The following is a 23,195-nucleotide window of genomic DNA, read 5'->3' on the forward strand; positions in this document are numbered from 1 at the left end:
TCGATGCGTCTGAGACGCGGGTGATGAAGTAATGGTAGCAGGCTTACCCCGCGTTCAGCAATTGCTGATCGCAGCTATCGTTTTGACACCTTCCGCGAGATGGCTTATTCGAAGACCGGATCCACCTCCGTGGCATAGCCATCGCAGAAGAACGGACCTTTCAATGGCTTCAGCCGTCAGGACAGCAGCTTAAGGACTACCGAGCGGGTCGTCACCTTGATGCGGATCTTCTTGACGGCCGGCTTAGCGAGTGCTTCTCGCAGGTCGGCGACTTCCATGTCTATCCCGACATCGTCGCCGCCAAAAATCAGGAGAGTGTTCTCGTAGTAGTCCTCGTCCTTAGACGGATCGCAGCCTTTAAAGTAGAAAATGCATTGCTTGTCCGGGGTGAACCCAGTCATATAGCCGACGAAAGCGCCGCGGTCTCTGGCAACGTAGTACCTCTCAGATCCGGCGGCTTCGCAGAATGCGACCAGGGATTCGACTTGGGAACGGGAAAGGGTGATTTGCGCCATGGATAAGTGCTCCAGAGGATTGGCGGAGCACTCCCCTACGGGAGACGCCCCGCACGGGTTAGAAAGGGTTGGTTGGGTTCAGATTCCGGCGACTTCGCGTGCCAGTTGGTCGAGCATGGCTTCGACAATGCGCTCGCGTCGATGCTGCAACGCCAGCGCATTAAAGGTCGCATCGGAACTCAGGTGCGCAAGCGCATCCACGATGCCGACCCTGCTCTCCACCACTACGGCGACGCGGACGACATTCGGGCCGACTGGCGTCTTGCTTGCGATACACAGGAGTGCCTCGAAGCGCGAGAGATCCAGCGCGTGCTGAAGCTCCATACGTTGTTCGACGTAACCGGCAATCAGGAAGGAGCAGAAAGCGGACTGGCCAACGTACGCGTCGGCGGCCAGCGACTGAATCCACTCCAGCACGGCGGGCCGCACGTTCACAAATAGCGGCTCGCCAGAGGGCACTCGGTCAACTTCCGACAGCTTCCAACCCCAGTCCGGGCCGATGGTATAGAACTCCATCATCTTGCCATCGATGACCTGAGGCGAGACGTCAAACCACGTCACGCGCCCATCCTCGACCAGCGCGAACGCGTTCCGGCTCTTGTCGAAGCTCAGGCTGCGTATGTATTGGCACAACTGCAGGCCTTCGTGCCGCGTGAACAAAGGCGCTCGGAGTGGTTGCCAAGGCTTCCCGTTCGAGAATGCGATAGCGACCACGGGCATCCGCTGGCACGTCACAAAGATGCGACGTAGGGCCAGAGGCGATTGAGATTCAGCAACAGAGATACTCATGAATGTGCTCCAAAAAAAGTGGAGCACTCCGCCAGGGCAGGTGCCCCAACGGGTTGAGAAAGATGTGTGGCCATGGCCACGAAGTCGATGCGCCTATGGCGCGAGGTGTGGCGGCATCTTAGCAGCCAGGTACGCGCGATTGCAACGGTGCCACATAAGAAAAAGGCCACTCTCGACGTGAGTCGAGAGTGGCTGTTCAAACGGTCTGGCGCGACTTGCGCTTCTTCGGGGCGTTCAGCGTGTAGCCAAAGCGTTCCCATGCTGCAGGATCGACGGGCAGAGGACTTGTCCTGCCCGTTGCGAGGTTCACGAAGGCGCCGCAAAACTGCAGCGTGCCTGTACGGAACAACGTCCACAGCAGGTTGTAGGCCTGCACCGCGATCGCCATGTTGATAACGAGCGACTGCTTCTGCAATGCCTCCGCCATCGAGCAGGACGGCGCGGCGTCCGCCTTGTCCCCTTTCGGGTCCAGCAGCTGCGGATACAGATCGCCAACGTGCGGCAGACGCTCCGTTGCCTTGCCGCGGACTTGGCCGAGAATTACCTGACCGTCGTCCGCGTTGTTGCCGCAGTCGAGGTAGTAGCCACCGGTGCCGCGCTGCATGGCGTCCACGATCGCCTTGCGGGCGGCGCGGCTATCGACACAGCCAATGACCATGTCACACGCAAGGCGGTCAGCAGAGCCGATCCGCTGGACATGCGCTTCCCAGCGCGTACCCATCAGGTTGTTGAGCCGGTTCACGATCAGCGGCGCCTTGTGCTGGCCGACGTCGACCGGATAAAAGCCCTGCCGGCCGACGTTGGTCTCGCTGACCGTATCGTCATCGTAGACCGTACAGTCAATGCCACCGGGGTGTCCGAGTTCGAGCATCGCATGATGCAAGCGCGCGAGATTCGGCAACAGCGCACTGCCAGTACCGCCGGCACCGACTACCACGACACGCCAGGCCCGTCTCAGCATATGCTCAGGAATGCGATGAACATACGTCATACCGCAACCTCCGCCCGTGCAGCCGCGTACCACTCAAACGGGACCTTCTCGACGTTCTCGAAGATCCCCTTGGCGCACAGCCTCAGCGCCAGCGATGGCACCACGGCGTTGCAGCTACCCATGACGAACGCGAACTTCACGTCGTGGCGGTCGTCCGTATCATCGGTAGACGAGAAGAATGCCGGATGGCCACCATGAGAGTGGCAGTCCACCACCAGCACTTCGTCATCCGCCAGCGTGGGGCGTTCGTACTTCAGATGGCCCATCCCCTGATCCAGCACTCGCACGGGCATCAACCGAAACGCATGCGTGCGACAGTTCCAGACCACGAAAGCGCCCGTCTCGTTGGGATACGCAGCGCGCGCCATCACCGCGAACTCACCAATGACGTCTGGCGGGACACAACCGCAGAGCAACTCCGTCACCTCCACCGCCTCACCGTACGGAATGGCGGTGCGATGCTCGAACTTACCAAGGAGACGGACGACGCGAATCCATGGCCGCACGATCTCAAGAAACACCCCATTGGCAGCGATGAGCAGTCGCTCACCGGAGCCACCCATGGGAGCAACCTCGCCGAAGCGCGGCACCATCACGGAGGGAAACGATTGCTGCAATGCCATATCGGCAGGATGCATGATTAATTCTCCAGTTTGCCGGCGATCAGATCGGCCAGCTTCCATTTCATAGGGACGAGAACCTGCTTCGGAAAGTCAGCGAACTGACCATCGAGCATGTCCTTCCAGAAAGCAAAAGCACCGCGCTCGTACTCGACGCGCCTGGTGCCGTGATTCGGATGAGTGAAGGCGGAGTTAAAGAAGCCCTCCTCCCAGCCGGCGATTGAGGCGACGTCGATCTGCTTCGGTACGTGTGCGGTGCCGATGCAGATCCGCCCGCGGTCCCACGTGTTGAAGTACGGCGGCTCGAACAGCGCGCTGCCCGGCACCGGACGTTCTTCGTCCTGCAGCGCGAAAACGCTGAAGCCGGCATGAGACGCCTGAAACACCAACGCGGGATGCGGCACGATCGCGTTGCGCTGCCCCAGCTCTTTGCAATCGAAGAACACGCGGCGCTTCGCTGCCGGACACCACCACGTCACGGCCTCGGTGCTGACTGAAAGCACGTTCGGTGTCAGGAACTCGCCCTTGGGTAACGCATGCTCTGCAATTTCACGAACGGCGTGAAAAACAGCATCGCGGTTGAGCGGAACGCCGGCGCCAAGAATCGGCTGCCCGGTAGGGGTGGTCTCGATGCGGTGCGCGGTACCGTAGGAAAACTCGCCGGGCCGTGAGCCATAAAGCAAAATGGCCCCCTGAAGAGCCACGTCATGCGACCGCGATGCGGTCTGAAGTTCGGCCATGTGGCCCTCCTTTCATAAGAGATGCTCGAGCATTCGATCCAGTGCAGCGATCAGCTCAAGGGTGTTTTCAAGAACTGCGTATTGCTTGCGAATTGCAGCAGGCTTGCTAGCCAGGGGAATGAAGCACTGGAAGTACGTCGCAAAGCCACCCCCGCTTGCGCACTCGTAGTGGTCATCCAGCACTTCACCGACGTAGTCGCTATCCGCGTATGCGATCGTCGCCGCGGAATAGGCAGGCTCGGCCCATTGGGAGTTGGCCAGCAGCGAGCCCTTTCCCAGATGCTCCAGAGCGAGGTCGAGATCAGCAAGCGCGCCGCACAGCTTCCCGCGCCAGTCCTTCGGGCCGCGTCGTGCCAGCTCACGGAGCCGCCGCCGGCTCAACGCGGACAATTTCCTGTCCTTCTGCATCCAGGCATGTTTTGGCAGCGACTCGTCAGGCGCCAACTCCGGCCGAACCACCGACGGCAGGCAACGCTCGATATCCGAGTCGCCCTCCCCGAACCGCTCCGCAAGGCACTCACGCGCCGCGTTGTCGTCAGTGAGTGCCTCGAAGTCCCAATGCCAGCGCGCGAACATATCGAGCAGGTCGTCCGGTGTACGTACGTACAGCGATTTACCGGTCGCCGCACGAATGAGATGGAACAAGGTGTATATGAGGCAGGGATGCAGACTGCGCAATGCCTCGGCGCGTTCGGTCGTGAGCGTGTAGACGTTTTCTTCTTCGAGCCGTATGCCAAGGTAGAGCGCCGACTCCTCGCGCGGGTCCCAGCCGAACTCGGAGAGTTCATTTAGGACGCTGGCATGGTCAACCAGAACAAAGTCGAACTTCAGTGCTCGGGTCTTCGGCAGGCGCGGACCGAGCCATGCATTGAAGCCCTGCGCGAACGCGTCGCCAGCAGAATGCGGGGACACGACGGCCTCAGTGTCGAGCACCCCCGCGCGGAACTGCGCGATGACGAATTCCTTCAGATCGGCCTCGTCTCCGTAGTTCAGAAGACCGTGTGCGGGTACGACTGGCGGCAGCGCCGGCAGCGTCAGAAAATCATGGGCAGGTCGATGTCTGGCAACGGGATGTTGTCGCGCAAACGACCATCCGGGTTGCCCTCCATCGAGCGCTGGAACAGACGACCGAGGATCGAACAGCATTGTTGAGTCTCCTCAGAATGAAAAAAAACCGCCCTTCCGGGCGGCTCAGTGGTTGTGGGGAACTGGCCAGCGGCCAGTGCCTTCATCAGGTCAGCTTTGCGCATGCCGCGCCCTTGGCGCCGGCGGCGCGCACGAACGTGTAACGGGCAATCCCGTCCTTCACCTCCGGGCCGTCCACCGCAGCGGTGGTCAACTCGGGGTACTGGGCGGAATAAACGTCGCGCACCTGGTCCGGAGTGAACTGCGGACCCACGTCGACAAACGTCATGCCGTTGTAGGAGAACTGACGGATCAGCTTGATGACTTCGAGTGCCATGACAGTCTCCTTACAGCAGCGATGAGAGGTCGGTGCCCGAAGACACCGGCGTGGTGGTCGGCGCAGCTTCCGATCCGGCCTGTGCTTCACCCGTTGCCGGGGTAGCACCTTCCGTATCGTCGTCCGCGTCATCGTCATCGTTCGGCTTCGACGGCGTGGCCGCTTTCGCCAGCGCCTTCGTTGCCTTCGACGACTGGGTGGTCTTGGCCGCGTCGAGGATCGACTTCGTTGCTTCAACCTGCTCGGCAAGCGAGCGGTGCGAAGCAGTGACGCCCGCAACCGCAGCCGCAAACTCGCCGTCCAACTCCACGGGTGTCGCCGACAGCGAAAGAGGAGTGGTCAACGCAGCATCCGCAGCGCTCTTGATGACCGGAAGCACAACGACGGACATGCTGTCGCCCTGCATCGTGAGCGTAATGACCACCTTGTCGCTCGCGCGTACGAGCGGTACCAATTCAGTGAACATGGTGAATCCTTTTGAGGGAATAGGAAGACAGATGGGCGCCGGCGGCGCCCATCTGCAGAGTGGAGAGTGAATCCCGGTCAGCAGCCCAGCACTTTGGGCACCTTGCCGGTGTAGTCGAAGCCCTCGACCGCCAGAAGACCGGCGACGACTTCGGCCTTCGACTTGTTGAACAGCTTGGCGAACCCATCGCCCAGCGCCTTGCGAATGCCCAGCTCGTCCGCGAGCACCTTCATTTCGGACTTAGTGAGCATCTCCAGGAAGTCCTGCGACTTCTGCAGGTTCCAGTGCAGCTTGAGGTCAAGCTTGTGATAGCGGCAAAGGTCACGAAGATTCGTGACCTCCATGCCGTCAATCGCCGCCACAGTCAGCGCGACGGTCAGCTGATGACGCTTGCCGTCGTCCAGCGACTGCACGGCGCCAAGGCAGCCTTGCAGGGTCGAAGACGCCTTCTGCTCGGTCAGCTTCTCGAAGATCTTGCCCATCTTGTCGCCGGCGATGTTGCGCGCCAGTCCGCTCAGAGCGATCGAGATCAGATACGAGTTGGCCAGCGCAGCGTTCTGCGCGACTTCCTTGCGCAGGGCCTTACGCCAGAGATCGGTCCGATAGGCCTTGACCTTCTCCGACTCGCTGATCGACGTCACGGGTTTCTCGGTCGGTACAGCGGCTTTGCCGTCCCCCTTGGCGGGAGCCGACTTGCCTGCACCAGGTGCGCTCGCCGCAGGCTTCTGCGCTGCCGCTTTCGCGTCGCGCTCCGCCTTGAGTCGGGCGGCAACCTTCTCGGAATTGCAGACCGTGTCGAAGCACTGGCCACCATAGACCTTGCCGAGAGATCCCGGGAGGCCGCTCACCGCGGCGCCAAAATTCTGGCAGCCGTGGCAGGCCTTCGCCTGTTCCTCGCCAACCCCGGTCGGGCCATCGACCAACAACTGGACGCGAGTCTCGTTGTCGCCCGCGCGAACGATGCGGATGACCTGGTACTCGTCCTTCAGCCCGTAGGCAATGCCTTCGAGCTTTCGATCGGTCTTCTCGGTGTAGCAGGCGCGATTGGTACAGTTGCCCGTCGCGATTGCCTCGCCGAACATCTCCGTCTGCAACGAGGAATTGTGCTGGCAGGTGGTGCATTGCGCCTTATCGAAGATCGCCTTCTCAAGGCTGCACGCGGCGGCCTCGATCGTCTTCTTCAGTTCGGCAACAGGCTTTTTCTCGCTCACAATGACAGGCAGCAGCTTGTCCTGCGTGCCCTTCTCGAGCGTTGCCAGCAGTTCGGCATGGCCGAGCTGAATTGTGCGGGTGTTGAGCGATTCCAGAACGGTTTCGCTGCAGTTCATCAGCGCCAGGCGCTTGTCGAGCGTCGATCGCGACCAGCCTAGCTGACGAGCCGCCTCATCGCGGTCGCCCTGCAGCCAGCCGACGATCTTAGCCGCTTGCACCGCCTCCTCGGAGGGGGCCATGTCGGCACGCTGGATATTCTCGATGAGCGCAAAGCTATCTGCTTCGGCATCGGTCATAACTTTGATGATGACCGGGACGGGATAGCCTTCGCCGTGGGCCGCAAGGGCTGCGCGGTAGCGGCGTTCACCTGCCACGACCTCGTACTCACGGCCGCCCTCGTCTTCTTCGACAGGGCGAATCAGGATGGACTGAAGCACACCATTGACCCGGACGGACTCGGTGAGCTCGCCCATTTCGGCAGGATCGAAGTACTTGCGCGGATTACGGCCAGGACGGATCTTGCCAACAACTACGGTGGGAGTTTGCATTTGTGGGTTCTCGCGGAAATGGGGAACCCGTTGCCGCACCGGGAACGTGGTTCCCGATGGGATCGAAAGGCGAACTGCCAGGCTATGCCGGCGAGTCGCTTACTACAGATGCTGGCACCTTGCGGTGCAGGGTCGATGCGTCTTGGACGCGGTAGGTGCGCAGAGAATACCTAAAATGCTTCCGGCTTTCAAGCTGGTAAGCACGGGGGTAATGGCGACAGGAGCGGCGATCGGCTCAGCGTCCCGTGTGGCTCGACCATCGACGGCTTATCGGCATCTGTGCAACACCCCTCCTCAGCAGCAGGCCGCCTCCGCCGCCCATTCGATATCATCGCATCCAACATCCAATGCATCGCGAGGCGGGAAGAACCGGGCTATGAGCCAACATCAGATGTGGTTTCGATCGACCTTGTTTGACGCCGAAGCTGGTGGGCCGAATTACGCGAAAGCCCCGGCGGGGCGACAGTTGGCCGAATGGTTGCGCGACCGCCTCGAGAGTGAGGGGCAAGCCGTCGAGGCCGTTATCCCCGAAGACTGGGGGTGGTGCATCGTCGTGCAGCGAAAACCCTCTCGACTATGGATCGGCTGTGGTCGCGTCGAGGAGGACCCGGCCGACGCCGAGAGATCGACTGGGCGCTCTCCTGCAACGGAGGTGATCTGGTCATGCTTTGTGGCCGCTGAACGCTCGATCTTGGGAAAGCTGTTGGGCGGCCGGTCCTCGGGGAGCGCAGATGTTCTCTACCGGCAGATGTTAGCGATCGTTGAGAAAGATCCCGCAAACATGCTGGTCGAAGAACCGTGATCCCTCGACAGTGACGCGCCGTGACCGTACACAGCGTCCCAAAACGGCCAAGAGGAGTCATTTCATTGTGGCACCCAAGCAGCCGGTGTGTGCTTAGGATCGGCCATCAGGTAGCCGATCGGAGCCTTTGAGCGGCAGCTAGACGTCGCCGCTTACGGACGCGCCGGCAAGGCCCCAGCCCACGGGTCGTGAGTTATTGCGGCAGTTGGAGCAGCCGACTATCTGAGCTCACGTGTATCGTTTAATCGGACTAGGCGGTCCAGCTACGCGGCGGGCTGCAGGGCACGCATTAACGCGGTGACCTGCGCCTCGGCCTGTTCGGCGGAGGTGATATTGGTGTATCCAAGCAGCAGCGCGCGCCGGCCGGCCTTTCCTTTGCGCCAGGCCGTGAGCGAGAATACCTCAATGCCTGCTTTCCGAGCCCGATGGGCGAGTTCTACGTCGTCCTCGCCTTCCGGGACATCCAGCAGCAGATTCATGCCGCCGCTTTCCAGCGTGACCGAGTAGCCCTTGTCCGAATGGCGCCGCAGCGCCTGGACCAGCAGCGTGCGCCGCCGTGCGTATAGCGCCCGCATGCGCTTGATGTGGCGCGAGAAGTGACCCTGTTCGATAAACTCCGCAAGCGCGGCTTGCATCAGTTCGGGGCAACCGCCGTATACCGCGCGCTGGCTGGCCTGCGCGAACGCCGTGACGAGCGCCTTGGGTGCCACGATATAGGCAATACGCATCCCCGGAAACATGACTTTCGACATGGTCCCGGCGTAGATCACGCGATCCGCATTGTCCAGCGCCTTGAGCGCGGGAAGCGGGTGTCCGCGGAAGCGATACTCGCCATCGTAATCGTCTTCGAAAATCCACGCCCTGTTGGTCCTTGCCCAATTGAGCAATGCCACCCTGCGCGGCAGCGCCAGCGACACGCCGGTGGGACTCTGATGCGAGGGGGTCACGATCGCGACCCTTGCACTTCGGAACGACTGGGCGGCCATGCCGACGTTGATGCCTTGCTGATCGACCGGCACATGGCAGGGCCGAGCGTTCAGGCGCTCCACCATTACTGCGGTGGTAGGGAACCCGGGGCACTCGACCCACACGTCCGAAGGGCTCTCACGGCCTATTTCCCCGGCCAGTTTCAGCGCCGTGAACGCCAGCTCGAGTCCAGACGCATAGCAAGGCACCACGAACACCTGTGATGGCTCGACATCGAGGCCGCGCGCACGATTCAGGTGTCCAGCCAGGGCGTCTCGCAGTGGCGCATAGCCGTGCAATGCTGGCTTGAGCAGCGTGGTGATACGTCGGGCCTGACGCCCTATCAGTCTGGCCCAAACCTTATGCGGGAACTCATCCAGGGCGGGGTATCCCGGCTGCAGGATGGTCGGCGGTACGCCGGTGGCGCCGAGCGCCAGACTCTCGTCGTGCTCCATCGCTCGGAAGCATGCCATGGTCGCGGTGTTGCCGGCCGCGCCATCCGCGCCATCGCGGCTAGGCCGCTGGCGGAGGAGCGGCGTAGAGTCGGACACGAACGTGCCGGCGGGCCCTCGGGCCACCAAATATCCCTCACCCACAAGCCGGTCGTAGGCGACCTGAACGGTGCCACGCGCGACGCCGAGCTCCATGGCCATCGCCCTCAGTGAGGCAACGCGCTGACCGGGCCGGAGACGGCCCTGCTCGATTTGCGATCGAAACCGTTCATAGATTTGATCGTGAAGCGTTGTGACCGGATAAGACAGTTCGTAATCCTTGCGATCCAAATCAAATTGCTTGTTTAACAGCATATCAATTACTAAAAGCACCGAACATAAGAAAAACAAACAATTTTAATATTTCATCCGCAATCCACCATTCTTCTGGCAGATTCTTATGTGTGATTGTTTTCGTTCTTTCGCCAGTAAGCTGAGCACGACGCCCTGGTTTGTTCCTCGTGCAGCAACGATGGTATCCATCAGCAGTGCCGCCGTTCGCAGTGTCGTATAGGTTGACCAACGTTTGCTAGGCGCACTGACAGCATAACTGAGTGGACCATCTGTGCCATAACTACGCTGGATTCCGTTGGTCCCGGTAGTGGATTCTTGTCGCGGTCGGCCAACATGGTGACGCAACGCGGTTACCGGCAACGCACCAAAATGGAACGAATCTTCATCGACCATGGACCAGTCCAAGCTGCTGAATATGGCAAGATTTGGTCTTATTAAACAGACCATCCGCTGATAGGCTCGCTTGAACTGCGTCATCGAAGTCACATAACATCGATGGGTCGAGAATGAAATCAATCGCCTCAACGGAATCTGCGCACCTATCGGCAGTCGCAGGAAGGATTACCCATGCACAGCTCACTCGAGCCGATAGAAACGGTCTTGATCGTCGACGATGATGTGGGCGCCCGTCTGGCTCTCTCGAACCTGCTCCGCTCGGTCGATTTGCGTGTGCTTCTGTTCGCGTCAGCAGAGGAACTGCTCGCGATAACGCCGCCCGAGGGGCCAACGTGCCTCGTGCTGGACGTTCGGCTCAAGGGGCTCAGTGGCCTGGCATTGCAGTCGATTCTTGTGCAGGGACGGCGCGCGCTGCCGATCATTTTCATCTCCGGATATGCGGATGTTCCGATGGCCGTCGGGGCAATGAAGGCGGGTGCCGTGGACTTTATCGAGAAGCCTTTTCGCGATCAAGAGATGCTGGAGGCAGTCCGTGAAGCTCTGAAGATCGACATCGCGCGTTACAAGCGCCTGCGGGCGGCGGACGACCTGCGGCAGAAGTACGTGTCATTGACGCCCCGCGAAAGGGACGTCATGGCGCTGGTCACCTGCGGACTGCTGAACAAGCAGGTGGCGGATCGCCTAGGACTGAGCGTCGTCACGGTGAAGATTCACCGTCGTCAGGTCATGCGAAAGATGACCGCCGGTTCGTTCGCGGAACTGGTGAGAATGAAGGAACTCGTGGAAATCGCCATCTTGCCGCGCCACATGCCGGACGGCATCCCGGCCGTGACATATGTCGACAATGCTTCGCCACGGCTGGAGCTGCAATCCGAAAATGAAGTGTGTGGCGTTCACTTCAAGATGCCATCGTCTGGTGGGGGCGTGAACCTCGAATAACGTCCCTATGGCTGAGCATCTCAATATTGTCGTCACGCTGGAGCGAGGTGTGTCAGACTCTGGAGTTGCCCCCGTATCCCCGGACATGGTCACACCGTTAGATTGATAAGGCCATTGCACGCCTGAACTCCCGCGGGGAGCGGTAATTCAGGGCGCTATGGGGGTGCTGCTCGTTGTAATGCTCAAAGGCGATCGCCAGATTGCGAGCCGCCGTCTGCGCATCGGGCTTGGGCATGAACGCGACGTAGTCGCGCTTCATGGTCTTCACGAAGCTCTCGGCCATTCCGTTGCTCTGCGGACTGCAGACCGGCGTGGTCAACGGCTTCAGGCCGATCGCTGACGCAAACGCCTTGGTCTTGTCGGCCGTGTAGCCCGAGCCGTTATCAGTCAGCCATTCGACTTCTGCTGGAGCTCTCATAGCGTTGCCGAAGCGGTGCTCGACGGCGGCCAGCATTACGTCGCGGACTACGTCTCCACTATGCCCACCGGTGGTTGCCGCCCAGCGCAGGGCCTCGCGATCGCAGCAGTCCAGGGCGAACGTCACGCGCAGTGGCTCACCGTTGTCGCAGCGGAACTCGAAGCCGTCGGAACACCAACGCTGATTCGTCTTGTCAACAGCGACCTTGCCGTCGTGTCGCCGTCGAGGCCTTGGTGGAATCGGCCTGCGCTGCAGCATCAGTCCGTGTACGCGCATGACCCGGTAGACACGCTTCACGTTCACGGGCGGCACTCCATGGCGCTCGCGTTCCCGGCGCAATACACCCCACACGCGCCGATAGCCGTAACTGGGCAAGTGTGCCACCGCATCTCGGATCTCTTTGACCAACCCTGCGTCATCGATCCTTCTGGCGCCGCGACCATCCTGCCAGTCAGCAGGACGAGCCAGCTTCTCTGCCACATTCGAGCGCGCTACACCGAGAACTTCGCAGACCCGCTTCACAGGTCGTCCCCGGGCAATGAGGGTGAGCGCGCAATCCATTTTCGCGACTTCATTACCTCCACGGCCTCGCGGAGAATTTCGTTCTCCATCGTCTTCTTGCCCAGCAGCCGTTGTAGTTCTCGAATTTGCTTGAGCGCGTCACCCAGTTCGGAGGCAGGAACCACTTCCTCGCCAGCGCTGACCGCGGACAGACTGCCGTCCTGATACAGCTTCCGCCATTGGAAGAGCTGGTTGGGATTGACGCCATGCTGACGCGCAACCATCGATACGGTCTTGCCTGGCTCGCAGCTCTCGCGCACCATCGCAAGCTTCTCCTCAGGCGACCACCGCCGCCGGCGCTCCGGCCCCGTCAACACTTCTACCAATTCCTGCTTCGTTTTAGTCATAAACACAGTCGTATGCCTACCCGCTATTGTAAGTGGGTGACTGTGTCCGGCGATTCAGGGGGCTGTTCCAGACTCGGAACGAGTGAGTATCGTATCGGATCTATCGAGACTTTACGCATCGTACTTCGGGAACATTCAAGACGTTTGTCGCATCAGTTGCCGGACGGGAGAAGCCCGTTGCAAGTCCTGGCCTACGGCAAGAGGCATGCTGGAATTCCCTCTGACTGTCGACGAACTTTTGTTCATTTATGGTGAAAAACTGGATCCATCCGGTATTAGAGGTAGCGTCCACATTGTCGCAATCGCAGGAGCACAGGATCAATTAATACTACTGGCACGTGCCCCGCTACGGCCATCGGCCTGATTCAAAGGTATGCGTCACCATACCAAGTCGCAATTCCGGTTGCGCCTGATAATCAAGAATTGGATCTAAAATGCAATAGGCATACGCCATTGTTGCCGTGCATTCGGCACGTATCAAACATTAACGAGGATCTATCTTTGATGACCGATATCGATAACGCCATGCAGGTTAATTCCGCACGGCGGGACCTGCTCGCACTCGGCTTAGGGACGTTGTCCTTCGCGATGCTTCCGGCCATGCCGGCAATTGCCCAATCCACAACTCGAGTTCCAACCTCTCAGGGAAGTACGACGATGAGCTCTGTTACTACGCGCGACGGCGTTGAGATTTTCTATAAGGACTGGGGGCCCAAGACAGCTCAGCCCATCGTGTTCCACCACGGTTGGCCGCTGTCGGCCGATGACTGGGATAACCAGATGCTGTTCTTTCTGCAAAACGGCTATCGCGTGGTGGCACACGATCGGCGCGGGCATGGTCGTTCCACTCAGGTCAGCGAAGGGCATGACATGGACCATTATGCAGCGGACGTCGCCGCTGTGGTCGAGCATCTCAACCTCAAGAATGCCGTGCACATTGGTCATTCGACGGGTGGAGGGGAGGCGCTGCACTATGTGGTTCGTCACGGCCAACCGCAGAAGCGGGTGGCAAAGCTGGTGTTGATCGGGGCGGTTCCGCCGTTGATGGTCAAGACCGCGAGCAATCCTGGCGGCCTGCCCATCGAGGCGTTCGACGGACTGCGCAAGTCTTTGGCGGACAATCGCTCGAAGTTCTACGTCGATCTGCCGACGGGACCCTTCTACGGCTTCAACCGGCCGGGCGTGACACCGATACAGCCGGTGATTCAAAACTGGTGGCGACAGGGCATGATGGGCGGTGCCAAGGCTCATTATGACGGTATCAAGGCCTTCTCCGAAACCGACTTCACCGAAGATCTCAAAGCGGTGGAAGTACCGACACTGGTCATGCACGGTGACGACGATCAGATCGTACCGATTGCGGACTCGGCGCTGCTGTCGGTCAAGCTGCTGAGGAACGGCATGCTCAAGGTGTATGAGAAATTCCCGCACGGCATGTGCACCACGCATGCGGGCGTCATCAATCCGGATCTGCTGGCCTTTGTGAAGAAGTAGTATCGGGGATAAAGCGTGGAGGGATGGTCGATGGCAACGTCGATAGCTCCCGCCACGCCCGAGCACATGATTGCTTCAATGACTTTTCTCGGGCTCCCATCTGGAGATGCGCTGAGACCTTCGTACCGGTGCAGCCCAGATGGTTGACAAGCACCCCATACTGAGACTTTTCGGCGTACGCGTGATGTCCATACGACGGCGCGCGCACGTGGGCAATGCCGGAGAGTGTCCGTCGGAAGCACCGGCCTCGATCCATACCTTGAACCCTCAAGTAGCAATAGAAATGATTAGCCCGATCTACCTCCAAAGATCCGGCTCTCATTCGGATGATCGGCTGATTGGGAACGGAAAATGGCGGCCTGCTCTTCGAGCACTCCTCGGTCGACAAAGGAGTGTTGAAGGATCAGTGTTCAATTGTCTGGGCTAACCGGCTGAATGCATGCGGGTGGATTGCGTGCCTCGATTACGCCTTTGCCGCAACTGGAAGCCGAAACGGGGCGCCGAGACGATTGAATGCGTTCATGGCGGCAATCGTTATCGTGAGATCAACGAGGTCCTTGGGCGAAAATGCTGCCGATGCGGCCGCATAGGCTTCGTCTGAGGCATGCGTCTCACTGACGCGCGTCACTTCCTCCGCCCAGGCCAATGCGGCCCGCTCTTGCTCGGCGAATAGGTGCGGAACTTCATCCCACACCGGAACCAGCGTGATCTTGTCGACCGACATGGTCTTTCTGAGATCGCGACTATGCATGTCAATGCAATGCGCGCATCCGTTGATCTGGGAGACGCGGAGGAACACGAGGTGGACAAGCTCCTCGGGGAGATCCGTCTTCTTCGTGACGTAGTGGTGGATACCAAAAAGCGCCTTCGCGCCGTCAGGCGCTATCTCTTGCCAGTTCAAGCGGGTCATCTCGGTCCTTTTCTGTTGGTGATTCGGTCCAGCGTCGCGGTCAGCGCGCCCGAGCCGCCTATCGACTTGGGCCGCGATTCGTGTCATAACGCAAAGTTACTCCGCCAGGCATTGAAGATACAGGCCCAAAAATTGGAGAAACGACTGGCCCAAAATGACTCACCCGAACTCGCCCGCTGCGCTGTCCATCCTGGTGGACCGTGCCACTGCCATGCCGATCGGCGATCAGATCCATGCGAGCTTGCGACAGGCAATCGTCGAGGGTCGGCTTGCACCTGGACAGCGTCTTCCTTCCGGTCGAGACCTCGCTGCGCAGCTTGGTGTCGCCCGCGGCACCATTCGCGTGGTCTACGACCGTCTGATCGCCGAGAATCTGGTGTTCGGCGCAGGCTCTTCGGGCACACACGTATGCTCGCGGCTGGACGTCGGGAGAGCAGGCCGCGAAGCTTCGCTCGACGGGCCTCTGGCGGATTTCAACCGCCCATTTTCGAGCGCGCCGCTTCCGTTTCAAATGGGCGTACCTGCCCAGGACGCGTTTCCCGCCAAGCTCTGGGCTCGCATGCGGACGCGCGCCGTACGTGCCGATGCTATCGCTTACACGGCCTATGGCGATCCACGCGGCGAACCTGCCCTGCGGGCTCAGATAGCGAGCCACCTAGCCGTAAGCCGACAGATGCAGTGTCATCCCGACCAGATCCTCGTCACCAGCGGATACCGGCAGGGCCTGATGCTTGCACTCACCGCACTGCGCGCGCATGGACGCAAGGCGTGGCTCGAGGAGCCAGGGTATCCGCTGGGAAGACGCGCGCTGGAGGTGATTGGAGCCGAGGTCGTACCCGTACCCGTTGATGCCGAGGGGTTGCGCGTGGAAGCTGGCGTCGCCAGCGCGCCAGACGCCTTGCTGGCGCTGGTCACGCCGGGCCAGCATGCACCGCTGGGCGTGACCATGTCGCCTGAACGAAGGCGCGCGCTGCTTGACTGGGCGGCGGCACGGGGTGCCTGGATCATCGAGGACGACTATCTCGGAGAAATACAGCTCGACGGACGAGCCGCACCGGCCCTTGCGGCTGGCGAAGGTGCCGAACACGTAGTTCACATCGGAGCGTTCAGCAAGACGATCAGCCCGGCGCTGGGCCTCGGGTTCGTCGTCGCCCCACGTTCAGCGGCGGAGCGCCTGGTGGAGGTCTCCGCCGTGCTGGCCCCAGCTCCGAACCGGACAACCCAATTGGCGGTGACAGAGTTTCTGCGGGATGGGCACTACCTGCGGCACCTGCGCCAGATGAAGGCTCTCTACGCCGAGCGCCGCCGCCTCACATTAACGCATGTAAGGGAATTTTTGCCAGGCACGCTGATGGCGGGCCTTGGAGTAATCGCACCGCTCCCACAATCCGCCGACGACCGCGTCATCGTCGGCATCGCCCGCGCACACGGCCTCGCGCCTTCGGCCCTCTCTGCCTGGTACCTTCGCCGCAGTCACGCGCAAGGTGGCTTGATACTCAGCGCGACGAACGTGCACCCCGACAACATCGGTGCCGTTTGCGCGAAGCTTGCGAGTATCGTTGCTTCATCGAGTTCTGGCACACATTAGTCCAACGATCACGAACGCGGCCTCGGAACGTGGTCCCGGAAGCGGCCCTGACTGTCCGAATCAAGAAGACTTTCGATACTCTCGTCCTTCTTGGACTCTCGAAGCGATGCCAGCGGACCCCAGTTGACATCACCGGATCGACACTGGCGCCGCGCGTTGCGCTATGGCCGATCTGCCCCCAAGAACGGACAGAATAAGGGGAACGCTGACAGGCCGGAAAGGGTCGGAAGCGGCCATCCCGGGTAAAGACAAGGTCCTCATTTCGAGCATCGAACAAGTGCCGCATCGGTAACCCAAAGCTCAGTGGTCCGCCCCAACGCGCCACCTAGTCAACGAGCGGCAATCGCAATTGCTGTCTCATAAAAAAAGCCCCTCGCAAGGAGGGGCTGGTAGGAACGGGTCCATCTGAGAGAGCCTGTAGCGGTGTCGTGCTACAGAGATCATCTTATCGTCAGACCCCCGCCCCGCAGGAGGCGAAAGCTCGCCAATTTCGGGGGTGTTTTGCGGTTAGAACAGCGCGAGCTGGTCGTCAGGCACAAGGACGCGCAGTGCCGCTGCGGGAATGGGAGCTTCGTCAGCGCGCAACGACACGTCGGCCGTACGGTCGGCGCCCTCCGTCTCGTCTACGCGCTTCTGGCTCTGGAGCAGCTCCCGCATGGCCTCGGCCAGCCGGCGAAACCTGAGCTTTTCTCCCCAGCCGCCCACAACATGCGCGGGCGTGAACCACGTGGACCACGCCTCGACAGACAACGCATTGCCGTGAACGACGATGGCGGGAATGTGCAGCAGGGACAGCTGGACATAAGTCATGTGCACGCACCGCGGATCGATATCGATGCACGTGGCGTGCATCGTCAGCTGGTAGTTGTGGCCGGCATCGTGCAGCGCATCGGCACAGGCAATCGCCATGCCGCCTGCGCCGCAGGCTGGTTCGCTGAGCGTCACGAACCCATCACGCTGGATGAACGGAGCACCATCGCCGATGTTCATCCGTGCCATGAGCCGCGAGACGCTGTACGGTGTAAAAAACTGCCCTGCCTTGTCGTTTCCGAGCTCGAGCATCATGTACGTCTGGCCAAGGACATCGGCCAGGCCGTCACCGTTCGGTACCCATCCCTGCACCAAATCCTCGAACGTCTGCACGAGCGCCCCGAACATCTGGGGAAAGCGCTCGCGGTCCGCGCGCTCGTACCGCTTGATGATCTCTTCGTACCGCTTCTCGCGAGCCTCGGCTTGGTGGCGATCAACGGTGTTGCTGATGGACAGGGATGCGATCTCCACGAAATCGGAGAACACCTCGTGGACCGGGTATCGGGGGCCGAACTGCTTGAAGTGCGAGAGCAAGGCCTTGTGAGGCTCGCTCGCGGTGCCTTCGAACTTTCGTTTCGCGGCGCGGCTCATTTCGCCCACCCACGCAGAAACGGGTACGCTGCGGTGCCGGGGCAAGCCATCGGCGGATGTGTGTGGGGCATTTCGATCAGCTTTTTGGCCGGAGAAACGCCCCACCGGGACGTATCCCGGCAGGGTTAAAGAATTGGTTCAGTGCAGACGGTAAGCCGTCGTGACAGGCGTGAACCCCATGGCCCACCATTGGGCGATGGGATGGTTGGGAAACTGCGGGATCTGCCCGCTCCGGAACACGTCCGGTACGAAGGCGAGTGCTTCGGGACGGACCATCACGGTCGCCCGCCATTTCGCCTGAAGCTCGAGCCAGGTGAGTTCGGCGCGCGCGATGTGGTCCCACTGCATCGGAAGCATTGCCTCGTCGAAGCGCTTCGCGCCCTCGGCCGTCATGACGGCCACCACTTCGTGGTAGCGCCCGAGTTCATGCGGAAAGCCGCAACGAACAAATCGGAGTTCCGCCGGATCGGGATTACCGAAGATTCGCTGCAACTGCCGGATGTACACGGCACACTCGCGCCGCGATCGTTCGCTGTAGTCGTCGTGGCCCACCTGCGCGCACGGCTCTTCCGCGGGCACGGGGCCGACTTCGATGCGGGTAGTTCTGGGGTAAGACATGTTGCGTTTCCTTTGTGGATATGGGAAACGCCCCAACCGGGAGGTTTCCCGGTGAGGAGGAGCCGCGCGAGCCCGATGAAGGACTGCGCGCGGCGATGCTCAGGCCAGATGGCCAGAGAGATGCGAGAACTTCGACAACACCCAGGCGGCGGCAACCACAAGGACGGCCGTTGCGAGAGAGGTCAGTTGGAAGTACAGCAGTGCGAGGCTCGCCGTCGTGACGATGAAGAACAATGCGGCGAACAGGATCACGACCAACGCAACAACGGCGATGGCGGTCTCACGGGTCTCGATAACAGGCATGATGGCTCCAAAGAAAGATGGAGCCATGACCCATAGGGGACAAAGCCCCAATGGGTGGAAAAACAAGATGGCCGGTACGCCGGCGAGGTCGATGCGCAGTAGCGCGGAGAAGCAGGCAGATAGTAGCGTGCCCGCGCCGAGCTTTCAACTGCGTTTCGTTGCCAGGCGCGCGAGACGATTTGCCTCACGCAGCCGGTTGACCACTGCCCATCGCCGCTGGGCGACCTCCTCGGGGTTCTCGAGATTCGAGTAGTCCTGCGGCCCCATGAACGGCTCATATTCATCGGGAAGCTTGCCTGTCGCTGCGGCCGATTCGCGCAGCAGACGGGAAAGACCGTCCGTCGTTTCGCTGATGGCCACGTAGTCCCAGCGCTGGGGCACCGCGGCCTCCGAGAACCAGATCTCGCCCTCTCCCCGCCCGATCAGCGCGACCACGTCGTAGCGGCTCCCCTCTGCCGACGGGGTAGCTCGCACTTCGAAGCGCAACACATCCGGCCGCGGATGCCAGAACACGCGATCGAGGTACCGCTTGAACGTGAACGCGTCCAGGCGCGCGATATCGGCGTACTGCGGCTGCCCGGCGGCAATGAACTCGGGCTCGCTCCTCGGGCGGGTGCCCAGAGAAACTTCACGGAACTGCGGCGTTGGAACGAACGACATGGCATCTCGGGGTAAAAAGCGCACGAAATTCTAAAGCTTTCCGGGCCAAATGCAGTCCCCACTAAAGCCAGAATGGTTGCAGGCGAACTACGCCCGTCAGTTGCCTCGACATTGCGCCGCCGCCGGTATCGTGGTCTCAGACACTCAATACACAGCCACCATGCGCTTTACCCGATTCCGATTCGAACGCTACGCTCCCATCCAACGCAATGCGCGCCGCGAGTCCGCCTTTGCCCGCAAGCAGACGCGCGAACGTGAACGGTATCCGCTCTTTACCGACCATGTCGCCGCTGACCAGCACAGTGCTGACGACGAGTTCGCGCGCCGTCAGCGCCAGTCGGATCGCTTTGAGGCCACACAGCGGGCGTTCCACGCACGTGTCTGGAGAGAGTCCCGTACCCGTTTCTTCTCGTTGCCGGAGCCGGTAAAGCAGCAGATTCGCGACAAGTGGCGCCTCTGGACTGGCCCCACGACCGCACTGTATTTCAGCTTCATGGTGGACGAACTCAGCGGTGACCAGGCGCGCCGCGTGGCCGAAGCCGCAGCACGGCAGCGTGAGTACATGGCACGCCGGTACGGCGATCTGGGAAACCAGCAACCACTGGAGCTGGCGCGATGAAGCCGACTGTCGAGCAGCAGCAGGTCGTCGACACCGTGCGAGACGGGAGTACAGTCAAGGTCTTCGCCCGAGCCGGCGCCGGCAAGACATCGACGCTACGTATGAGCGCCGAGGCGCGCGGACGGGCGCGCGGCCTGCTTCTGGCCTTCAACACGGACATCGCCAAAGAGGCGGCGAGCAAGTTCCCACAGAATACCCGCTGCCGAACCTTCCACTCGTTTGCGTTCGGCGCTACCAGGCCGGAGATCACCCGCAAGCTAAGGAATCCCGTCGAGCCTCCGTATCAGCTGGCACTACGCTACGGCTTCGGAAAGCTGCGTCTCCCCACTACCATCGGCAAGGATCTGGAACTGGCCCCGGCCGCTGTCGCGCGACTGGTGATGGATGGCGTCGCCCGATTCTGTAGTTCCGCACAGGCGGAGCCGCAGGCGTGGCATATCCCCGTCGCCTCGATCGTCAGGGAGAACGAGGCGCAGCATCTGCGCGAGTCGCTGCTACCGTCTGTCCAGAAGCTCTGGGCTGAATACATCGATCCCGCATCCCCTTCCGCGATCTCCCATGGGGTGTACGTCAAACTCTGGGAGCGCAGCCGGCCGCGCATCGGCGCCGATTTCATCCTCTTCGACGAGGCGCAGGACGCCGACGGGCTGATGCTTTCAGTGCTCCGCGCGCAGCAGGCTCAGGTGATCTACGTGGGCGATCCGTACCAGCAGATCTACGAGTGGCGAGGGGCCGTCAATGCGATGGACCATATCCGTGCGCCGGAATGCATCCTGACCGAATCCTTTCGCTTCGGCCCCGCCATTGCCCAGCTCGCGAGCCGCGTACTTCAGCTGATGGATGAGCATACCCCCGTGCGCGGCCAGGAACAGATCTCATCGCGCATCGTGCATGAGTCGGTGCCGGGCCAGGATAGATATGACGCGATCCTATGTCGCAAGAACGCCACGGTGCTTACCCATCTCGCGCAGGGTATCGGTAGAGGCGATCGGGTGGCGGTGCGCGCAAAAGTCGATGAACTGCGCGCCTTCGCAGACGGTGCCGAGAAACTGATGCAGGGGCAGCGCATCAGCTACCCCGCCACGCTGGCGCTCTTCGAGACATGGGACGAGGTGCAGGAGTACGCCGATTCGTTCGCCGGCCGCGACCTAAAGCCGCTGGTGAAGCTGATCGACGACGAAGGCGTGGACTACCTCCGACTGATCCTCACGCGCGTGTCGCCCGAAGACGAGGCCGACTACATCGTATCCACCGTTCACCGCGCCAAGGGCCTCGAATGGGATCGCGTGCAGCTGGCAGGCGACTTCAAATTCAAGCACGGCGAAGACGGCAAGATGACCATGGCGGCCGAGGAAATGCGGCTGCTCTATGTGGCCATGACGCGCGCCAGGCATTTGCTGGATGTCAGCGAGATTCGCCGCGACCTCTACACGATGTTCCGGGACGCCGGAGTCTAGGAGAACAGACCATGATCACTGTGCGCATAGGCGGCACCGAGTTCCCGCTCGACGACGTGCTAGACGACCCGGGCCGCTATGCCCGCCAGCTCGAGCGGGCGAAGACGGTCCAGGGCTTTGCCGAGTGCGGCTGCACCACCGCCCGTCCCCGCCCCAAACTGGTCATCCGGCGCCACCGCGAGATTTTTCTGCTCGCGCGCTGGCCGGAACAGGCGCACCATCACGGCGTGGCCTGTCCCTTCCACCGGCAGGCGCACGCCAGCGGCGGCACTGCGGACAGTCTCGATGCGTTTCGCATCCGCGACGGTCATCACGACATCCGGCTTGATGCGACCTTGTCCGCATCCACCCATACGCCGACCAAGACCGTGCAACGCACGCCCCATGGGCAAAGCGCGAAGCCGCAGCGCCGTTCGGCGGGCCTGCTGGCGCTGCTCGAGTACGCATGGGAGCAGGCAGGCCTCAACGTCTGGCCCGGTACCGGCTCGCGCGGCTGGAGCGCCTGCTGGTCACAACTGACGACGGAACTCGCCGACTGCCGCATTAACGGCAAGGCGGCAGCGGACCTGCTGCACGTGATGGAGCGCTGGGACCCGGCACGCAAGGCGGAAATCCTCGGTGCCTTTGAGGCGTGGCAGGCCCGCCTTGCCCCGACAGCGGTCGGCAAGCCTCGGGGCATCCTGATTGGCGAGCTCAAGTCTCATGGCGAGAGCAAGTATGGCGGCAAGCTGGTGCTACACCAGAACACCCAGGCGCACTTCATGTCGGCGGAGCTCTACGCACGCCTGCAAGCCTCGTTTGGTAGTGCCCTCGCTGCGACCGAGAAGGCAGAACAGCGGTGCATCGTCGTGATGCTGGTCGAGAAATCGCGATCGAACTACCTGACCGTGGTCGATATCGCCGCGATGCTGGCCAGCCGCCAGTTTCTGCCCTGCGATTCTTCGCACGAGGTGACCATGGCCGATCATCTCGTCAGCCGCGGGCGCGCCTTCCGCAAGCCCCTGCGCCACATCGGCCGCGCGGCCGTGCACCCGGACTTTGTGCTCACCGATGTCAACCCGGAGGTCGTCATCGAAGTGCTGGGTATGACGGGCAGCCCCGAGTACGACGCACGAATGGCGGCCAAGCGCCAGCACTACCGCGAGCACGGTATCCCATGCATCGAGTGGGATGCTGTGAATACCGCGATCAACGGCCTCGAACTTGGCGTGGGCGGCAGGACACCGAATGCAGGCTGATGTGTTGTTCCAGAAAGCACTCGAGCTCGTCCACCAGCATCGCGCGGCCTCTGCGGCGCTGCTGCACCGGCACCTTGGCATTGACCCTGCGTCGGCCGAGATGCTGCTCGAGCGCATGGCGAGCGAAACAACCGCCGTCCGCCGTATGCCCAATGGCCTGTACCTCTACATCCACGGAGCGATTGGCGAAGAACTGGCCGCGCTGCACGGCTTCGCGCAGGTTGTACTGAAGGCGCTTGCGCAGGACAGGGTCGATGCTGGCCAGCTACGAGCGGCGGCCGTTCACTTTGGGCTGGCGAAGACGCTCACGAGCCCGTAGACACGAGGACGACTTGACATTGTTGCCCTGT

The 23,195-nt window shown here is 61.3% G+C and carries 25 protein-coding genes; 8 read left to right on the top strand and 17 right to left on the bottom strand.

Annotated features, from left to right (window positions below):
* Nucleotides 1-176: 176 nt before the first annotated feature.
* The 9 genes from FOB72_RS17855 to FOB72_RS17895 form a co-directional block, all read right to left on the bottom strand.
* Entirely contained in the window at nt 177-515 is a 339-nt protein-coding gene (locus tag FOB72_RS17855; RefSeq protein ID WP_150374083.1) for a DUF3085 domain-containing protein, read from the bottom strand.
* A 78-nt stretch (nt 516-593) separates the two neighbouring features.
* The gene (locus tag FOB72_RS17860) at nt 594-1,304 is read right to left on the bottom strand and encodes a hypothetical protein (RefSeq protein WP_150374084.1); all 711 of its coding nucleotides are present in this window, start codon (nt 1,302-1,304) and stop codon (nt 594-596) included.
* Nucleotides 1,305-1,500: 196 nt separating this feature from the next.
* The gene (locus tag FOB72_RS17865; protein ID WP_150374085.1) at nt 1,501-2,295 is read right to left on the bottom strand and encodes a PRTRC system ThiF family protein; all 795 of its coding nucleotides are present in this window, start codon (nt 2,293-2,295) and stop codon (nt 1,501-1,503) included.
* The gene (locus tag FOB72_RS17870; protein WP_150374086.1) at nt 2,292-2,933 is read right to left on the bottom strand and encodes a PRTRC system protein A; all 642 of its coding nucleotides are present in this window, start codon (nt 2,931-2,933) and stop codon (nt 2,292-2,294) included. The genes FOB72_RS17865 and FOB72_RS17870 overlap by 4 nt, the downstream gene beginning before the upstream one ends.
* A 2-nt stretch (nt 2,934-2,935) precedes the next feature.
* The gene (locus FOB72_RS17875) at nt 2,936-3,655 is read right to left on the bottom strand and encodes a PRTRC system protein B (RefSeq protein WP_150374087.1); all 720 of its coding nucleotides are present in this window, start codon (nt 3,653-3,655) and stop codon (nt 2,936-2,938) included.
* A 12-nt stretch (nt 3,656-3,667) separates the two neighbouring features.
* On the bottom strand, nt 3,668-4,801 hold the full coding sequence (locus tag FOB72_RS17880) for a PRTRC system protein F (RefSeq protein WP_150374088.1): 1,134 nt from the start codon (nt 4,799-4,801) through the stop codon (nt 3,668-3,670).
* Nucleotides 4,802-4,886: 85 nt separating this feature from the next.
* The gene (locus tag FOB72_RS17885; protein ID WP_150374089.1) at nt 4,887-5,117 is read right to left on the bottom strand and encodes a PRTRC system protein C; all 231 of its coding nucleotides are present in this window, start codon (nt 5,115-5,117) and stop codon (nt 4,887-4,889) included.
* A gap of 10 nt (nt 5,118-5,127) precedes the next feature.
* The gene (locus FOB72_RS17890; RefSeq protein ID WP_150374090.1) at nt 5,128-5,583 is read right to left on the bottom strand and encodes a PRTRC system protein E; all 456 of its coding nucleotides are present in this window, start codon (nt 5,581-5,583) and stop codon (nt 5,128-5,130) included.
* Between the two features lie 77 nt (nt 5,584-5,660).
* Nucleotides 5,661-7,343 carry a PRTRC system ParB family protein gene (locus FOB72_RS17895; protein ID WP_150374091.1) on the bottom strand — a complete coding sequence of 561 codons (1,683 nt, stop codon included), beginning with the start codon at nt 7,341-7,343 and terminating at the stop codon, nt 5,661-5,663.
* A 376-nt stretch (nt 7,344-7,719) separates the two neighbouring features.
* Here FOB72_RS17895 and FOB72_RS17900 point away from each other — a divergent pair, with 376 nt between their 5' ends.
* A complete protein-coding gene (locus FOB72_RS17900) occupies nt 7,720-8,145 on the top strand; it encodes a hypothetical protein (RefSeq protein WP_150374092.1) in 426 nt (141 codons plus the stop codon).
* Nucleotides 8,146-8,408: 263 nt separating this feature from the next.
* On the opposite strand, the gene FOB72_RS17905 is transcribed toward FOB72_RS17900, so the two are convergent.
* Nucleotides 8,409-9,917, bottom strand: coding sequence for a PLP-dependent aminotransferase family protein (locus FOB72_RS17905; RefSeq protein ID WP_109584439.1), 1,509 nt, complete (start codon nt 9,915-9,917; stop codon nt 8,409-8,411).
* A 42-nt stretch (nt 9,918-9,959) separates the two neighbouring features.
* Entirely contained in the window at nt 9,960-10,373 is a 414-nt protein-coding gene (locus tag FOB72_RS17910) for a hypothetical protein (protein WP_150374093.1), read from the bottom strand.
* A gap of 90 nt (nt 10,374-10,463) precedes the next feature.
* Between FOB72_RS17910 and FOB72_RS17915 the strand changes: the two genes are divergently transcribed.
* Nucleotides 10,464-11,231: a response regulator transcription factor gene (locus FOB72_RS17915; RefSeq protein ID WP_150374094.1), complete on the top strand. Its 768-nt coding sequence runs from the start codon at nt 10,464-10,466 to the stop codon at nt 11,229-11,231.
* Between the two features lie 97 nt (nt 11,232-11,328).
* Here the strand turns inward: FOB72_RS17915 and FOB72_RS17920 are convergent.
* Nucleotides 11,329-12,557, bottom strand: a protein-coding gene (locus FOB72_RS17920) for an IS3 family transposase (protein WP_223851545.1) whose coding sequence is annotated in 2 segments (ribosomal slippage) — nt 11,329-12,215 and nt 12,215-12,557 — 1,230 coding nt in all. Because the reading frame shifts where the segments join, the coding sequence is not laid out codon by codon here.
* Nucleotides 12,558-13,214: 657 nt separating this feature from the next.
* On the opposite strand from FOB72_RS17920, the gene FOB72_RS17925 reads away from it, so the two are divergent.
* On the top strand, nt 13,215-14,051 hold the full coding sequence (locus tag FOB72_RS17925; protein ID WP_109584287.1) for an alpha/beta fold hydrolase: 837 nt from the start codon (nt 13,215-13,217) through the stop codon (nt 14,049-14,051).
* A 463-nt stretch (nt 14,052-14,514) separates the two neighbouring features.
* Here the strand turns inward: FOB72_RS17925 and FOB72_RS17930 are convergent, their stop codons facing one another.
* Nucleotides 14,515-14,961 (bottom strand): carboxymuconolactone decarboxylase family protein, encoded by a 447-nt coding sequence (locus tag FOB72_RS17930; protein WP_109584440.1) that lies wholly within the window; start codon nt 14,959-14,961, stop codon nt 14,515-14,517.
* A 154-nt stretch (nt 14,962-15,115) separates the two neighbouring features.
* On the opposite strand from FOB72_RS17930, the gene FOB72_RS17935 reads away from it, so the two are divergent.
* Complete coding sequence (locus tag FOB72_RS17935) at nt 15,116-16,549, top strand: PLP-dependent aminotransferase family protein (protein WP_150374095.1); 1,434 nt, start codon at nt 15,116-15,118, stop codon at nt 16,547-16,549.
* Between the two features lie 507 nt (nt 16,550-17,056).
* Here FOB72_RS17935 and FOB72_RS17940 read toward each other — a convergent pair.
* The 4 genes from FOB72_RS17940 to FOB72_RS17955 form a co-directional block, all read right to left on the bottom strand.
* Nucleotides 17,057-17,950 carry an N-6 DNA methylase gene (locus FOB72_RS17940; RefSeq protein WP_150374096.1) on the bottom strand — a complete coding sequence of 298 codons (894 nt, stop codon included), beginning with the start codon at nt 17,948-17,950 and terminating at the stop codon, nt 17,057-17,059.
* 138 nt (nt 17,951-18,088) lie between these two features.
* Nucleotides 18,089-18,568 carry a hypothetical protein gene (locus tag FOB72_RS17945; protein ID WP_150374097.1) on the bottom strand — a complete coding sequence of 160 codons (480 nt, stop codon included), beginning with the start codon at nt 18,566-18,568 and terminating at the stop codon, nt 18,089-18,091.
* 99 nt (nt 18,569-18,667) lie between these two features.
* Nucleotides 18,668-18,871 carry a hypothetical protein gene (locus FOB72_RS17950; RefSeq protein ID WP_223851546.1) on the bottom strand — a complete coding sequence of 68 codons (204 nt, stop codon included), beginning with the start codon at nt 18,869-18,871 and terminating at the stop codon, nt 18,668-18,670.
* A 144-nt stretch (nt 18,872-19,015) separates the two neighbouring features.
* A complete protein-coding gene (locus tag FOB72_RS17955) occupies nt 19,016-19,531 on the bottom strand; it encodes a hypothetical protein (RefSeq protein ID WP_150374098.1) in 516 nt (171 codons plus the stop codon).
* A 76-nt stretch (nt 19,532-19,607) separates the two neighbouring features.
* Between FOB72_RS17955 and FOB72_RS17960 the strand changes: the two genes are divergently transcribed.
* The 4 genes from FOB72_RS17960 to FOB72_RS17975 are packed head-to-tail and all read left to right on the top strand — an operon-like array spanning nt 19,608 to nt 23,164.
* Entirely contained in the window at nt 19,608-20,150 is a 543-nt protein-coding gene (locus FOB72_RS17960; protein WP_150374099.1) for a hypothetical protein, read from the top strand.
* Nucleotides 20,147-21,607: a 3'-5' exonuclease gene (locus FOB72_RS17965; protein WP_150374100.1), complete on the top strand. Its 1,461-nt coding sequence runs from the start codon at nt 20,147-20,149 to the stop codon at nt 21,605-21,607. Before FOB72_RS17960 ends, FOB72_RS17965 begins: the two co-directional genes overlap by 4 nt.
* An 11-nt stretch (nt 21,608-21,618) precedes the next feature.
* Complete coding sequence (locus FOB72_RS17970; RefSeq protein WP_150374101.1) at nt 21,619-22,845, top strand: DUF1173 family protein; 1,227 nt, start codon at nt 21,619-21,621, stop codon at nt 22,843-22,845.
* Complete coding sequence (locus FOB72_RS17975; protein ID WP_150374102.1) at nt 22,835-23,164, top strand: hypothetical protein; 330 nt, start codon at nt 22,835-22,837, stop codon at nt 23,162-23,164. Before FOB72_RS17970 ends, FOB72_RS17975 begins: the two co-directional genes overlap by 11 nt.
* Nucleotides 23,165-23,195 lie beyond the last annotated feature (31 nt).

Source organism: Cupriavidus pauculus, assembly GCF_008693385.1.
Taxonomy (GTDB): domain Bacteria; phylum Pseudomonadota; class Gammaproteobacteria; order Burkholderiales; family Burkholderiaceae; genus Cupriavidus; species Cupriavidus pauculus_D.